Source organism: Acinetobacter sp. IK31, assembly GCF_035615195.1.
In the GTDB taxonomy this organism is placed as follows: domain Bacteria; phylum Pseudomonadota; class Gammaproteobacteria; order Pseudomonadales; family Moraxellaceae; genus Acinetobacter; species Acinetobacter calcoaceticus_C.
The window spans coordinates 23,540-36,531 of record NZ_JANBOB010000011.1; the positions used below are offsets into that span (position 1 = coordinate 23,540).

Below are 12,992 nucleotides of genomic sequence, written 5' to 3' on the forward strand. Positions count from 1 at the left end.
TTCAGATAGTGAGTTAATAAATACTTTTTATTAGTTTTACGTTCAGCATACGTTTCTAGGCTTTTTTGTAGATTTAACGCAAAAATGTAAAGCTCTTTCATTTTATTTTTAAATATCAACTTAATATTTGGCGATTAAACATTAACAGAATGTCTGAGCGTTTTAATGAGTAATTCATATAAGTGATCTACAGCTTTTGACTCTAAGGATGACCGACTTCGATAAACAGCAGTCTCCATAGGCTCTAAAGGTCCGAGGCCATGATCAGCACCTAATATGGTTAAGTGTTCAGGTGCACTACACTGCGTGAACACGGCGATTGCTAAACCACTTTCAACTGCTGCGATTTGACCTGCTAAACTTGAACTATTGTATACAGCACGATAACAGCGTCCTTGTAATGCTAAAGAATGAATAGCACTCTTTTTGGCTTGGCTCGTACTTTCATAAACGGCAATTGGAAGTGGGTCTTCTCGCCAGAGTTCAAATTGTGGAGAGCCTACCCATACCATTGGTTCATGAAATAAAAGTGTTCCTTGACGAGCGTTATCTCTCGAAATTAAAGCCAAATCTATATCACCACTCTCTACTCGTGGAATTAATGAAGTCGATTGCTCACAGATCAACTCGATTTCAACACCTCCATAACGCGGCGCAAAACGCTTAAGTACGGGTGTTAAATATTTAGAAGCATAATCATCGGGCACTCCAAGGCGTATACGACCCGTTAATTCATCTCCATGAAATGCCATTTGTGCTTCTGCATGCAAATCGAGAATACGGCGTGCATAACCTAAAAGTAGTTGTCCTTGAGAGGTTAATTCAATTTGTCTGTGCGTTCGTATTAAAAGTTGGCAATGTAGCGCTTCTTCTAATTTTTTTAATTGCATGCTAACAGCAGATTGTGAACGATATAACTCAGGCGCCGCATTTGATAATGAACCTGTATCTACTACTGTGACAAAACACTTTAGCCAATCAATTTGTAAGTTTTTTATATTCATTACAATGTATCTATTCGATTTTCAAATAGTATATAAAAGAATTATACGCTTTTCTTTATTTATTCTCTCTTCCATACTGAATTTAGAAAAGGTAAAACAATTCACTTTTGTTAAAGAAACTATCTGTGAATTGATTAATGTCTAAATCACACGGTAATAGCAACACCTACTAACAATTTCATCATTTCGTATTTCTTAGGTATTACGCACTAGGAGGAGGTTTTATGCGCCTAAATAAACAGATGCTTGCATCACAGAGTGCAACATCCGCTTTTGTTTTACTCTGGGGTAGTGCCGCAATTTTTACTCGATGGGGACTTGATAATGCCTCACCCATAGCATTATTAATTCTGCGCTTTTCTACTGCTTTCATTATTCTGTTTGTACTTACTCTTTTTCGAAAAAGGCTTTTACCCAAACATGGAACTCGAAAACAAGTTCTGCTTACTGGCCTTCTTATTATTGCTGGTTATTCGATATGCTACTTTAAAGCCATGGCGCATGGGGTTACACCTGGCTTAATGGCGACAATTATGGGAATACAGCCAATCTTAACCCTTTGTCTTATTGAAAAGAGCTGGCCAAAAGAAAAACTTCTGGGCTTATGCATTTCATTGGCCGGACTCATGCTTTTAGTGTGGAAAAGCCTGTCAATGTCATTTATTGCCCCAATTGGAATGCTGTTTGCCTTGACTGCTCTCCTATGTATGACTTTTGGGGCCATCATGCAAAAGAACATTCAACAAGCCCCTACAGATGTCTTACCGCTACAATATATAGTCAGTCTGGTAGTCTGCCTGTTTTTGGTTCCTTTTGAACATTTTGAAGTACATTGGAATTCACAACTGATTATTTCTATTTTATTTCTTGGAATCTTAATTTCTGTAGTGGCCCAACTTTTACTTTATCGGCTTTTAAATCAGGGCAATATTGTAAATGTGACAAGCCTGTTCTATCTGGTTCCTATTGTTACTGCAATTTTAGATTTTTTAATTTTAAAAAATAAGTTACCGCTGGCAGGCTTAATAGGAATGATTGCAATTTTGCTAGGCTTAATGCTTGTATTCAAAAAAAATAAAGCCCTCGACTGAAGGCTTTATTTTAAGTAATAAATTTAATCTAAATTTTTCCAGTTTTTACCAATCTGAGCTAATGCTGGAAGTTCATCACTATTAAAAACATTAGAATTGCGGTCAATAGCAAATCGATAGATGGGTACAGAATCAGCTTCAGTTTTCTTAAAGAAATTGAAGTTTTCAGTAGGGTGATAATTACCAACTTCTGTAGATTTCATTGCTGTTCCTGAGGGTATATGAATATAACTTTCACACTCTACTTCAACATTATTTCCAGCAAGATCTTGGTAGGAAAATTTCATGTTTTCATCCTTTCTAAATTTTTATGATTGAGAAAAACTTAACATGCTATCCAGCTAGATTATTGAAACTTTTCTCAACTAATTGTTTAAGTGTGTACGTTTAGTTAAAACTAGAATTTATCAAAAATAAAAATCTTATTACCAAATGCTTGTGCTCTAACTCACAATCCCAACACTTTTAAAGCTCGCTCATCAAGTTCTTTGAGCTCATCAAGTGTATATAACCGCCCTTCTGGATCAAAGAACTTATCAAAGTCGAATTGCCCTTCTTTATATAGTTGATATCTTTTAGGCCCTAACCACTCTTTTTGAAAGAAATCATCCGTCAGTTTAAAAAACTCTTTAAAAGAAGTATTTGCATCTAGCTGACCAGTTAATTGTTCACGCTCATCTTTAGGAATATCCTTAAATTTCCTTTCATCCATAATGAAAACTCGACTTCCAATAAGCTGACCATCCTCGTGAGTTGGAACTAAAATACTGCGGCAATGCGGATGCAAAGGAGGAACTTTTTTTGTCGGATCATCAAGCTGCCATACCGTACCATCAAGTGCAGCGCATGTTTTCGATGTTCTACCGTCAAGAACACTTACAAATCTGACATATTCAAACTTTAATTGTTTATAGCTGTTTAAATATGCCTGATTAGATATATGGCTTCGAATCGTACGCACAGTTCGCTCAATATCAGCTTTGGTACTATTTAGTAGCCCATCTTCATATTTAAGGCGTTTGGTTCCATGAATACGCTTAACAATTTGCGGGGTTGTAGCAGCATTGTTAAGACCATCCCGAATCGCATATTCAACTCTTTGGCGAGCAACCTCAGCAATTTTAGAGAGTAACTCATCAACTAATGCTCCACCTGCTAAAGGAACACGTTTAGCAGCTTTATAGAGCTGCTCACCTTTTAATTCTTTATGTTTTCCACCAAAAATTTTTGACATATATCTGGCTTCATATACAGCCAATGCCACAGCAGATATTGTAAAAGTGTCAGTCAGAACTTCATTAATCAAATTAAACCATTGAGAAATAAGTGCACGTATCTTTCTTAAATTAGTGGTTGAATAAACTCCACCAGCCAATGCGGCTTTTTCCTTTTCATTTAGCTCATCTAACAAATTGCCCAACTTAGTAAGCATGTTAACCGTTTCAGAATTAAATAAATTGAGAAGTTCATTGACTGATCTTGAAGATGCCCGATATAGATAAGCCTGATGTTGAGTCAAGATATCAAAAAGTGTTTTCTGCTGAAGATTAGCCATAAAAATTTACCTCTACGGAAATGCTTTTTTATTATTTTGTATTTGCCTATTTCACCTTATGTCATTTGCTTTCATTTATATTTTCAGTATCTCTAGAATAAGTTATGACTAACAAGCATACCTACGTAAAGTTATTTAGCTAAATGCTCATCCTTGTAATGCAAATTTTAAAACGTAACTAATGTCTAAGCTAAATAGGATCTTTCATGCTGAGTAAAACAGCATTACTCGGAATACTTTTAAGTATTTTCTTTTGTTGTTTCAGCCATTCTTTATAAAATTTTTTATCAGACGGTTCCAAAAAATTGTCTTTATGCTTTTTACAGGAAACATCGCCCATTTTTGTAGATAGTACAGACGGCCAATTGTTTAATTGGGGTGTCAAAACAGCATTACTCACCAATGAAAGTTCTTCTAATCTAATTAAATTCATCTCTACTTCCTTGCCTACCTCTAGCCCCCTCATTTTTCAATAGATTCGTATAGAATTTTATCTTGAATAATTTACAGACAGCTATGGTTTTATTTGCTAAGCCAATCTAATCGGAGCCCACCCACAAATACCACAACCTCAAAAATCCAAAGTGCAAATTTTGTGTATTGGCTTATCAAAGATGTAAGTTGCAATAAGAACGAATAAATTAAGTTTTAATAGGATAAGGAAGATAGTTAGAAAGTTTTCTTCTTTGTAGCTTTAATTTCAGATATACTGAACTTAGTATGAGATGAGCCTTATATAGTTCATTGCTAGATCAATGAACGACTAAGCCCTTAGCTTTCGAGCAAGGGCTTTTTTAATGCCTATAATTTGAGAAAAATTATGCTCATATGAACTGTCCGGTCGACCATTAGTTTGCCTTTATAGTTCAGGTCTGTTAGATTGGTCTTGTTCATTAACTCCTATTGTTGATGAATACTGAAGCCTGATTCGTAGCATCAGGCTTTTTTACGCCTAAAATTTGTATAAATGATCCTGTTAAAATAATGACATACGATCTCGGCCTGAGCTAAAAACTAAATAAAACTATAAAATAAACTGCATTATCTTATTTTTAGCCAAGAACCAACTTCTTTTAGCACATCAACTAAACTGTTTAATTTCTTGCCATCTTCCGTCAATGAATACTCAACTTTGACAGGAACTTCCGCAAAAACTTCTCTGTTAATCAACCCTTCTTCTTCAAGAAAACGTAATTCTAAAGTTAACATTCTTTGTGAAATATTAGGTATTGCGCGTCTTAGCTCATTAAAGCGCATAGGTTTTTCGATGAGAAATGAAATAATTAACATTCTCCAGCGACCACCTAATACTGTCATTGCCTCTTCTACAGAACAGCCAGAAATATTATCTTTCATTGATTAATTAAGTATAAAAAATATACCTATATAACAAAATAGTGCCTAATTTACAATCTATACCTAGTGGTAAATAATAGTTTTTTATCTTGAAAAGACTGGCCTATATTATGGAATATAAAGAAATTGCTAAAAAAACGATTAGCCATTTGTACTCAGCACATGCATCTATTCGTAACTCAGGCATTGATCCTCAAATAATTGCTTTAGCTGAGTTATATGTGTCACAAATCAACGGCTGTGCTTACTGCTGCGCTTTTCATGCTCAGGAATTAAGGGATATGGGACTAAGCCAAGAAGTCATTGATAAAATTCCGGGCTATAAACATTCGAATGTCTTTTCAAAGAAGCAACTTCTCGCTCTTGAACTTGCAGAAGCAGTCACTTTTCTATCTGAAAAAATTGAAACTGTAAAAATTCAATTAACCGAATACTTTAGTGAAAGAGAGATTGTAGAGTTAACGACCAGCATTTCACTCATGGGAGCATTAAACAGGCTCCGAATTACTTTAGGCGATAAAAGTTAATCCATTTAATTTATATATGAAAAAGCCCAGACTATTCGCGGCTTTTTCATGACTTTTAAAAGAATTGAGGCAACTACTTTATGATAAAAATAATTTCTTTTCGATTGCACGGCGATTAACCAGTCCTTGCAAACGCTTACCGCCTGCATTTACCCAGACATCAAACTGGTTTGCAGCTTCTTTGTAATCACCTAAATTTAATTTTTTGAGTAAAGTCGAGTTTTTAAAGGCACCTACCCCAATGTTATAAGTTAGAGATACTAATGCATCAAATTGATTCTGTTTTAAAGGCACTTTTACAGAACTATTTACGGCACGTTCAAATATCTTTAAATCATGCTGCATATAGGCTTTAGCCTGATCAAGCGTGCATCTGTCTCCTTCACTTACACGCTTACCATTAGGATATCGTGTCGTGCCATATCCAATAGTCCATACGCCATTACCATCATCATAAGCTCTGAGTTTTAACCCTTCAAAATTACAGATCAGATCTATTCCTCCTAAACTAAGAGACATCTCATCAACGGCGACACCTATCAATTCATCGCTATTATCAGTTGCCGTAGCAATGAGGTGACCCGCTGCTGCATCTTGCTGAGACTTGGCAGTAAAAAATTTGCGGAGATAATCCAATATTTTTTGCATTTAATGCCCTATGATCTTAGTTTTTATCTATAACTCAAAACGTAATATACATCTCTACGCTCATTGCGTAGTTCTTAATTTTTCGAGTCATTAATGATAATGATTAATTAACCTCGGGCATATCGTACTATTCAGATAAAAGTCAAACCTATTAAAAATGCCCAATATTGAATTGGGCTTTGAATTATTCTTCAACTTCTATGGGATCCCCATCTTCAGGACGAATGTGCCGCTCGCCATCATCTGCGGGATCTACACTTGAGCCATCTTTTGTAATACTGTTATATAATTCATCCTCTTTTTTATCATCGATAAATTCTTCATCAGCAAATTCAAGAGGCTCTTCATCATCGTCAAAATTTAAGGGTTTTTCTTCATCTATCATGAGATTCATCCTTTACTTAACTTGTGTCATTCCATGCTTAAATAATTCACGGATACATTCAACACCAAACAATCATCATTTGTGTAACTGACACTTTAAGATACATTTACCCCTCTAAAATGAGATTACTTTTTCTTTTAAAGGAAATATTAATAGCGATTAAACTAACTAGTTTCGGTATTCATAAAGCTAGAGAGCAAATTTATATACTTGAACAATTCTAAATTCGCCCCCCTCATGCTTAAGAAGAACTTATTTATTTCGCCTGAAATTTCATATTGAATTTTCTTGCTTGTTTTCTTGCTTCAGGATTTGAAGGCAAAGCAAAGGGGCTTGCACGCCAGATCGCTTTTTCAATACTTGTTTTAAATTTCTGTTCTTCTTTATCTAAAAAGATGATTTGCTCAATTTCACCACTGTCAGTTAAAAATACTTTAACGCTTGCACTCATGCCAGTAGAAGACTTTGGAATATCCCATATTTTATAAATTTTCTTTTGGTATTGCTTTTTATATGTCTCAGCCTCTGAAGTAATTTTATTATCAGTCACTTGAACAGGAATGACCTGTTTGTGACCAGTCGTACACCCAACTAATAAAAATAAAGAAGCAATAATACTGAAGTTTTTCATTTAAAATACCTTTTTTCAATAATTAAAATTTAACAGTTTAAAATTTAAAAAACCACCCGAAGGAGGCATTAATCATTGATTATCTCTAGTCAGCAAAGGTAGTAAGTCGTCCTTATCTACCTTTGCTTCGATTAATGATTTATTTTTCTTTAAAAAGGGGCTTCATAACGGATATTCATGTTTGAATTTTCTGGCATATTATAGATATCTTGATCTGTAAAAATTCCATGATCAGGTGTTTTAAAACTATTAAAAGCTTTATTTTCTGGAACAATTGGAGTTTTATTTAAATAATTTTCTTGAGAATTATATGTAGAGGAAGCACAGCCAATCAGCCCAAAACCCAATAAAGATATAACTAAAAACGTCTTCATAAATTTCGCCCACTGTTATAAAAACCACACAATTTAACAAATTGAATCGCAGTTGTCACACCAAAACTATTTAGTAATACTTAACAATTAATTTAAAAGAAGTATTATGAAAAGCAGAACCTGTTACGGGACAGATATTAAAATTAGATAATAGCTAATATCCTAAAATTAAAAATATTAGATCTCATCTTATATAAAGTTTTTTTGAGCGGAACTCTCAATAGAACTCCACACAAACCAGTCCATTCATCATATTATTGACCAGATGATCAAATACTCTGAAACTTAAACCTTTAAAAATCCAACTTTAATGTTACAATACAGTGATTTACTCAATTTCAATTGGACTTCAAAAGAAATGAATAGATTGTTATTAACTTTTTTATTTTTAAATATTAGTCTTTTTTCTCCCGCAGTATTTTCTGACACAAATACGTTTCAAATGAAACAAGAATATAATCACCCTCAATTTAATAAGCACAAAAGCATTCTTGAAGTGAACGTGAGTTCTCAAAACCATCAGTTTAATGGGCAACCGAAAGACTTTTCTAATTCTGCCACCAATAATCAAAATGTAGATTTTTTTGAAATTGCAAAACAGTATCAAGAAAATGAAGCTAAGCCGTCCTACTCTACTGAAGAAACAGTCAATATGAGTGATCATGAGCGTAGTCTTTACTACATTAGAAATCATGATAATGTGAATATTCAAAGAGAAATTCGTGGCCAGCAATTTAGATCACTAAAACAACAGCGAGATAAAGGTGTCATTTCCAATGATGTATACAAAGAAAAGGTCTACAAAATCTTAAGCCAACCTTCTTTTAGATAAGTTAGAAGTCCTCGCTAGAGGGCTTTTTATTTAGTTTAATATTCACCTAACTATTACTTTGCAGCTTGAGGCGGATTTCTAAAACTAATAACGATAGTTAAATCTACAAGTTCTTTTTCATCAAATACAGAATAGACAAGCTGATATACGTCATCAGGCACTCCGGTTATCGAGACTTTAGTTACTGACTCAGCCCAAGCTAAACCAGCTCTGACCTGCCTGATAAATTTTTGGCTTCTCACTATTCACTTTACACTCAATATTATCCTCAACCACATAGGCATATAAAAGGTGATTTCACATGAATATGAGGAATATAAGCTCCATCACTATATTTACAACTTTCAATTCAAGAGTTTATGCATTCAGGTCATTTTTTAAGACATTCAAGACGAACAAAGAGAACCTATAGTGCTCGGCGTGATGAACTAATTAAATGTTTAAAACAATTTAATCTGCAAACCTACACTGCTGGCTTATCAGTACTCATCAATTTACTGCCCTCATTAGTTGATCAAAAAATTACCAATGAAGCATTAGCGATCAATCTGGCTCCCGCTCCATTATCCCTCTGGTATCAAAACCCTAAAAATACTGTTTCAGGTTTAATATTAGGTATGGCTTTCTTCGAAAAAGAATCGGCTTCTAACTTTTATCATTTGAATTCAGCATTTTTACTTTTTCTCATAATACTTTTTATACCAAATGGTTTACAATAAAGATTAATATCATTGGTTTTCAAATAGATTTTTTTACCCACTACTAAAAAAGCCTTAGTAATCAATTTAAATGCAAATAAGCCATTAGCAGAGGAACTAAATGGATTATCATCAAGAGTTAATTGAAAATGGTTTATCAGCTACGCCTTCGCGAGTTGCTATTTTTCGTTTTTTACACGAGAACGATAAAGGAATAACCGCAGAAGAAATATATCTGTTATCCCAAAAGAAAAACCTAAAAATAAGTCTAGCTACTACATATCGTACTTTAGCGGAACTTGAACATAGAAAATTAATTAAAAGAGTTGTTTTGGGTAAAAGTAATAGAGGAATTTATAGACCAGCTTCTAATAAAATTAGTTTAAATCTTATTAATACAAAAACTGGCAAATCTCATCCTTTCGAATATGATGACAAAGTAGAAGAACTATTAGAATGTTTGTTGAAAAAAATTGATGAAAAAGCATTAAATATTGAAGTAAATGTCTATAAGTAGCATATTAAATAATTTACGCTACTTAGCTACTCTTCTTGCTTGTTTAAACATCAGCCCACTTACGGATTAAGTTGTGATAAGTGTTTGTTAAGTTCAAAACTTCTTTGTGATCATCACCTAGTTGCATACGTAAGTTTTGAATAGTTTGATCTAGATTAAATAACATATGTCGCTCTGCATCATCACGAATCATACTTTGTACCCAGAAAAAAGATGCTATACGACAGCCTGAAGTAATAGCTGTCACTTCATGTAGACTAGTAGATGGATACAAAATCATGTCACCAGCAGGCAATTTAATTTCATGATAACCATATGTATCTTCAACAACTAACTCGCCACCTTCATATTCCTCAGGCTCGCTTAAAAAAATAGTACAAGACAAATCTGTTCTTAAACGCTGATTACTACCACGTATTAGCCGTATTGAATTATCTACATGAAAACCGAACGACTCATGATTTTCATAGCGATTAAATAAAGGCGGTATGATATTTAGTGGAATTGCAGCAGATAGGAATAATGGATGTTTTCCTAAAGCATCAAGGATGATATTACTCAATTGATGAGTTAGAGGATGATCTTCAGGCAATTGCTGATTATGTTTTACCGTAGCCGAAAGTGTACCAGCAGTGACTTTTCCATTCACCCATTCTACTTTGTCCATTTCTTGACGGAAAAACTGGACTTGTTCTTTACTAAGTACATTAGGAATATGGTGAATCACGGCGATACCTCTAAAAATAGTTCTAATTAATAAAATAGCCTCAAATTGAGGCTATTTTAGGTTACTTCTTAAGACTAATAATTTTTTAAACTTATTAGTATTTGAAGTTAACTGATACTACTGCACTACGTCCTTCTGCTTCAGTTGCATAGTGTGAAGCATACGCTTTAGTAAAGTAACGCTTATCAGATAAGTTATTTAAGTTAAGTTGCAAGTTAACATTCTTGTTAACGTCATAACGAGCCATCGCGTCATAGCGAACATATGATGGAGCCCATTTTGTATTAGCTGCATCACCATATACTTTGTCAGCATAGAAAGCCCCAGCGCCTAAAGTAAATTGTGGCAATACTTTATATGTAGTCCACAATGATGCTGAGTTTTTAGGTACGTTTGGAAGTTGCTTGCCTTTAGCTGCATTTTCAGGAGTACATACACCAGCACGGCTACAACTTGGCCCTGGATCAGTATTTTCACTGTCCAAGTACGTATACCCTGCACTAACAGCCCATTTATCAGTGATATTACCATTTGCTGAAAGTTCAATACCGTCAACTTTACTATCACCACCATTAGTATAAGTGCTTGAATCAATTTGAATACGAGTATTTTGTTTTTCTGTACGGAAAATGGCAGCAGTCAAATTAAGTTTTTCGTTTAAAACGTTCCACTTTGTACCAAGTTCAATTGTTTGGCTTTCTTCTGGTTTAAGGTCCATATAAGCTTGGCCAATTGACTCAGAACCGTCCCCACCATCAACACCTACAGGGTTGGCAGAAGTTGCATAACTTGCATAGATACTACCGTTTTCAGTAGGTTTAAAAGTTATGCCTGTATTGTAAGTAACAAAATCTTTATTACTTTCAATTTTTGCTCCAGTGGCATTTGTAACCTGTTCAGTATCAAACTTATCCCAACGAACCCCTAAATCAAGTAACCATTGAGGATTAAACTCAATATTATCCAATAGATAAACAGAAGTATTTTTTGTAGTCGTTGTCGTTGTTGCTTTATTGGCGATACGGCCACCTAACCACACATCTTTAGAATTAGGATTAGTTAATGAAGTACACCATGCATCATTAATAGCACAGTCACTATTAAAACCGCCTGTTGTAGAGCCTGCATAACCTGGATATGTTGTTGAGTAGCTACCTTTATCTGACTCTTGATCACTATATTCTGCGCCAATATTGAAACTATGCTTGATAGCTCCAGTATTAAACTTACCTCTTAAAGATAATTGGTCAGTGAAAACATCAGTGTCTGTAATTCGAGAGTTGATACGACGCCAAACTTTGCCGTTTGCTACATTACCTTTTGAATCATCTGGTTGAGTCCAAAGGTAATCATTTTTTGATTTGCTATAGAGTAAGGTGTTAGCAAGAGTAAGATTTTCATTTAAATCATGCTCTACTTTAAAAGTACCAATGTGATTTTCTTGTTTTTGGAAATCACGACCTTTTAAACCATAGTAAATACCTTGTTTAACATCTACTGGCTTGCCAACAGTGGCTTTTTTAGAGGCATCATAATTATATGGAACACCTGAATCTGGAGTGTCATCTGATCTTAGATAGTAGTAACTTAAGGTCGCACGTGTTGGTGTATCTAATCCAAATGTAATACTAGGCGCGATACCTACGCGTTTGTATTCAGCGCCATCACTCTGCCCAGCTTTCTCATTTTTGTGTCCCATTAAGACAACGCGAGCAGCAGTACCATTACCAAAGTCTTTATTACCATCTAAGGTGATACGTTGGTAGTTATCGGTACCTGCTTGCACAGAGCCTTCTAAAGAGTCACCTTTTTTAGCAACTTTAGAAATCATATTGATGCTACCACCAACAGAACCTGCACCGCCCATAGAAGAAGCAGAACCTTTAGTCACTTCAACTTGCTCAATCGCAAACATTTCACGGTTTTGTGATGATGCATTACGAATACCATCAACATACATTGAACTTTCTGAGTTATAACCACGAATAAACGGTCGATCACCATTCGGGTTACCGCCTTCACCAGCACCTAAGGTAATGCCTGGTACAGTACGAAGTGCATCACTTAATGTATTTACTTTCGTATCTTCAATAAGTTGTTTAGAAATTACCGAAACTGATTTTGGTGTATTTAATAAAGGTGCTACGAACTTAGAATTAGCCGATTTATCAACTTTAAGGCTCTGTGCAACTTCTGCATCTGCTTGAACATGAATTAATGGAAGTGGTACAGAATTTTCTGGCGCAGCCATTGCAGTTGTAGCTACAATTGATAATGAAGAGGCTATTGCTGATTTAGCAATCTTCTTGCGAGACTTAATAAATTCCATATGTATTTTGTGTCTTCATGTAAATATTAGCGCGAATAATAATGATTATTGATTATTAAAACAATAATTTAATATAAAAATACTATAACAATTGTTCAAAAAAAATTAATAATCTTTTGATTTTTATTAAAAATATTTATTAAATTATTCTCAATTTCACACAAATAGCTTTCAAACTCAACTTATTGCTGATTTTTTCCTACAACTATTAGAAAAACCTAATTTTAAGTACCCCAACCCTTTTATACTTCTAATGTCTTTAAGAATGAGGGTTGTATGCATATCAATGAGCTCTCTGCAAGCTTTACATAAATACAG

The 12,992-nt window shown here is 34.4% G+C and carries 17 protein-coding genes; 5 read left to right on the forward strand and 12 right to left on the reverse strand.

Annotation, left to right across the window (positions count from 1 at the left end; genetic code table 11):
- Positions 1-134: 134 nt before the first annotated feature.
- Positions 135-1,004: a LysR family transcriptional regulator gene (locus tag MSG66_RS06420; RefSeq protein ID WP_324653044.1), complete on the reverse strand. Its 870-nt coding sequence runs from the start codon at positions 1,002-1,004 to the stop codon at positions 135-137.
- Between the two features lie 224 nt (positions 1,005-1,228).
- Here MSG66_RS06420 and MSG66_RS06425 point away from each other — a divergent pair, with 224 nt between their 5' ends.
- Positions 1,229-2,095: a DMT family transporter gene (locus tag MSG66_RS06425; protein ID WP_324653046.1), complete on the forward strand. Its 867-nt coding sequence runs from the start codon at positions 1,229-1,231 to the stop codon at positions 2,093-2,095.
- Positions 2,096-2,118: 23 nt separating this feature from the next.
- Here MSG66_RS06425 and MSG66_RS06430 read toward each other — a convergent pair whose 3' ends face one another.
- From MSG66_RS06430 to MSG66_RS06445, 4 genes are all read right to left on the reverse strand, one after another.
- The gene (locus MSG66_RS06430; RefSeq protein ID WP_042896951.1) at positions 2,119-2,382 is read right to left on the reverse strand and encodes a hypothetical protein; all 264 of its coding nucleotides are present in this window, start codon (positions 2,380-2,382) and stop codon (positions 2,119-2,121) included.
- Between the two features lie 161 nt (positions 2,383-2,543).
- The gene (locus MSG66_RS06435; protein ID WP_324653048.1) at positions 2,544-3,650 is read right to left on the reverse strand and encodes a minor capsid protein; all 1,107 of its coding nucleotides are present in this window, start codon (positions 3,648-3,650) and stop codon (positions 2,544-2,546) included.
- A gap of 190 nt (positions 3,651-3,840) precedes the next feature.
- A complete protein-coding gene (locus MSG66_RS06440; RefSeq protein WP_324653050.1) occupies positions 3,841-4,083 on the reverse strand; it encodes a hypothetical protein in 243 nt (80 codons plus the stop codon).
- A gap of 608 nt (positions 4,084-4,691) precedes the next feature.
- Positions 4,692-5,006 (reverse strand): winged helix-turn-helix transcriptional regulator, encoded by a 315-nt coding sequence (locus tag MSG66_RS06445; protein ID WP_324653052.1) that lies wholly within the window; start codon positions 5,004-5,006, stop codon positions 4,692-4,694.
- 110 nt (positions 5,007-5,116) lie between these two features.
- On the opposite strand from MSG66_RS06445, the gene MSG66_RS06450 reads away from it, so the two are divergent.
- Complete coding sequence (locus MSG66_RS06450) at positions 5,117-5,533, forward strand: carboxymuconolactone decarboxylase family protein (protein WP_133972903.1); 417 nt, start codon at positions 5,117-5,119, stop codon at positions 5,531-5,533.
- 78 nt (positions 5,534-5,611) lie between these two features.
- Here MSG66_RS06450 and MSG66_RS06455 read toward each other — a convergent pair whose 3' ends face one another.
- The 4 genes from MSG66_RS06455 to MSG66_RS06470 all read right to left on the reverse strand — a co-directional run bounded on the left by MSG66_RS06455 (position 5,612) and on the right by MSG66_RS06470 (position 7,571).
- Positions 5,612-6,181: a lysozyme gene (locus MSG66_RS06455; protein WP_324653054.1), complete on the reverse strand. Its 570-nt coding sequence runs from the start codon at positions 6,179-6,181 to the stop codon at positions 5,612-5,614.
- Between the two features lie 184 nt (positions 6,182-6,365).
- Positions 6,366-6,566, reverse strand: coding sequence for a hypothetical protein (locus tag MSG66_RS06460; protein ID WP_042896955.1), 201 nt, complete (start codon positions 6,564-6,566; stop codon positions 6,366-6,368).
- Between the two features lie 256 nt (positions 6,567-6,822).
- A complete protein-coding gene (locus tag MSG66_RS06465; protein ID WP_324653056.1) occupies positions 6,823-7,197 on the reverse strand; it encodes a TonB C-terminal domain-containing protein in 375 nt (124 codons plus the stop codon).
- A 149-nt stretch (positions 7,198-7,346) separates the two neighbouring features.
- Complete coding sequence (locus MSG66_RS06470) at positions 7,347-7,571, reverse strand: hypothetical protein (protein ID WP_324653058.1); 225 nt, start codon at positions 7,569-7,571, stop codon at positions 7,347-7,349.
- 310 nt (positions 7,572-7,881) lie between these two features.
- Here MSG66_RS06470 and MSG66_RS06475 point away from each other — a divergent pair, with 310 nt between their 5' ends.
- On the forward strand, positions 7,882-8,403 hold the full coding sequence (locus tag MSG66_RS06475; RefSeq protein ID WP_324653060.1) for a hypothetical protein: 522 nt from the start codon (positions 7,882-7,884) through the stop codon (positions 8,401-8,403).
- A 53-nt stretch (positions 8,404-8,456) separates the two neighbouring features.
- Here MSG66_RS06475 and MSG66_RS06480 read toward each other — a convergent pair whose 3' ends face one another.
- Positions 8,457-8,645 carry a hypothetical protein gene (locus MSG66_RS06480; RefSeq protein ID WP_324653062.1) on the reverse strand — a complete coding sequence of 63 codons (189 nt, stop codon included), beginning with the start codon at positions 8,643-8,645 and terminating at the stop codon, positions 8,457-8,459.
- Positions 8,646-8,762: 117 nt separating this feature from the next.
- Here MSG66_RS06480 and MSG66_RS06485 point away from each other — a divergent pair, with 117 nt between their 5' ends.
- Together MSG66_RS06485 and MSG66_RS06490 are read left to right on the forward strand one after the other, a co-directional pair.
- Entirely contained in the window at positions 8,763-9,122 is a 360-nt protein-coding gene (locus tag MSG66_RS06485; RefSeq protein ID WP_324653064.1) for a hypothetical protein, read from the forward strand.
- A 100-nt stretch (positions 9,123-9,222) separates the two neighbouring features.
- Positions 9,223-9,618, forward strand: a complete 396-nt coding sequence (locus MSG66_RS06490) for a Fur family transcriptional regulator (RefSeq protein ID WP_133972893.1) — start codon at positions 9,223-9,225, stop codon at positions 9,616-9,618.
- A 43-nt stretch (positions 9,619-9,661) separates the two neighbouring features.
- Here the strand turns inward: MSG66_RS06490 and MSG66_RS06495 are convergent, their stop codons facing one another.
- Complete coding sequence (locus tag MSG66_RS06495; protein ID WP_262472308.1) at positions 9,662-10,345, reverse strand: Fe2+-dependent dioxygenase; 684 nt, start codon at positions 10,343-10,345, stop codon at positions 9,662-9,664.
- Positions 10,346-10,439: 94 nt separating this feature from the next.
- A complete protein-coding gene (locus tag MSG66_RS06500) occupies positions 10,440-12,674 on the reverse strand; it encodes a TonB-dependent receptor (protein WP_133972889.1) in 2,235 nt (744 codons plus the stop codon).
- Positions 12,675-12,992 lie beyond the last annotated feature (318 nt).

What these genes read in the sequence shown, in the direction of transcription:
- MSG66_RS06430 (WP_042896951.1), bottom strand. Translation starts at nt 2,382, where the DNA reads ATGAAATTTTCCTACCAAGATCTTGCTGGAAATAATGTTGAAGTAGAG.
- MSG66_RS06475 (WP_324653060.1), top strand. Translation starts at nt 7,882, where the DNA reads ATGTTACAATACAGTGATTTACTCAATTTCAATTGGACTTCAAAAGAA.
- MSG66_RS06440 (WP_324653050.1), bottom strand. Translation starts at nt 4,083, where the DNA reads ATGAATTTAATTAGATTAGAAGAACTTTCATTGGTGAGTAATGCTGTT.
- MSG66_RS06490 (WP_133972893.1), top strand. Translation starts at nt 9,223, where the DNA reads ATGGATTATCATCAAGAGTTAATTGAAAATGGTTTATCAGCTACGCCT.
- MSG66_RS06445 (WP_324653052.1), bottom strand. Translation starts at nt 5,006, where the DNA reads ATGAAAGATAATATTTCTGGCTGTTCTGTAGAAGAGGCAATGACAGTA.
- MSG66_RS06470 (WP_324653058.1), bottom strand. Translation starts at nt 7,571, where the DNA reads ATGAAGACGTTTTTAGTTATATCTTTATTGGGTTTTGGGCTGATTGGC.
- MSG66_RS06485 (WP_324653064.1), top strand. Translation starts at nt 8,763, where the DNA reads ATGCATTCAGGTCATTTTTTAAGACATTCAAGACGAACAAAGAGAACC.
- MSG66_RS06465 (WP_324653056.1), bottom strand. Translation starts at nt 7,197, where the DNA reads ATGAAAAACTTCAGTATTATTGCTTCTTTATTTTTATTAGTTGGGTGT.
- MSG66_RS06455 (WP_324653054.1), bottom strand. Translation starts at nt 6,181, where the DNA reads ATGCAAAAAATATTGGATTATCTCCGCAAATTTTTTACTGCCAAGTCT.
- MSG66_RS06420 (WP_324653044.1), bottom strand. Translation starts at nt 1,004, where the DNA reads ATGAATATAAAAAACTTACAAATTGATTGGCTAAAGTGTTTTGTCACA.
- MSG66_RS06460 (WP_042896955.1), bottom strand. Translation starts at nt 6,566, where the DNA reads ATGATAGATGAAGAAAAACCCTTAAATTTTGACGATGATGAAGAGCCT.
- MSG66_RS06425 (WP_324653046.1), top strand. Translation starts at nt 1,229, where the DNA reads ATGCGCCTAAATAAACAGATGCTTGCATCACAGAGTGCAACATCCGCT.
- MSG66_RS06450 (WP_133972903.1), top strand. Translation starts at nt 5,117, where the DNA reads ATGGAATATAAAGAAATTGCTAAAAAAACGATTAGCCATTTGTACTCA.
- MSG66_RS06500 (WP_133972889.1), bottom strand. Translation starts at nt 12,674, where the DNA reads ATGGAATTTATTAAGTCTCGCAAGAAGATTGCTAAATCAGCAATAGCC.
- MSG66_RS06435 (WP_324653048.1), bottom strand. Translation starts at nt 3,650, where the DNA reads ATGGCTAATCTTCAGCAGAAAACACTTTTTGATATCTTGACTCAACAT.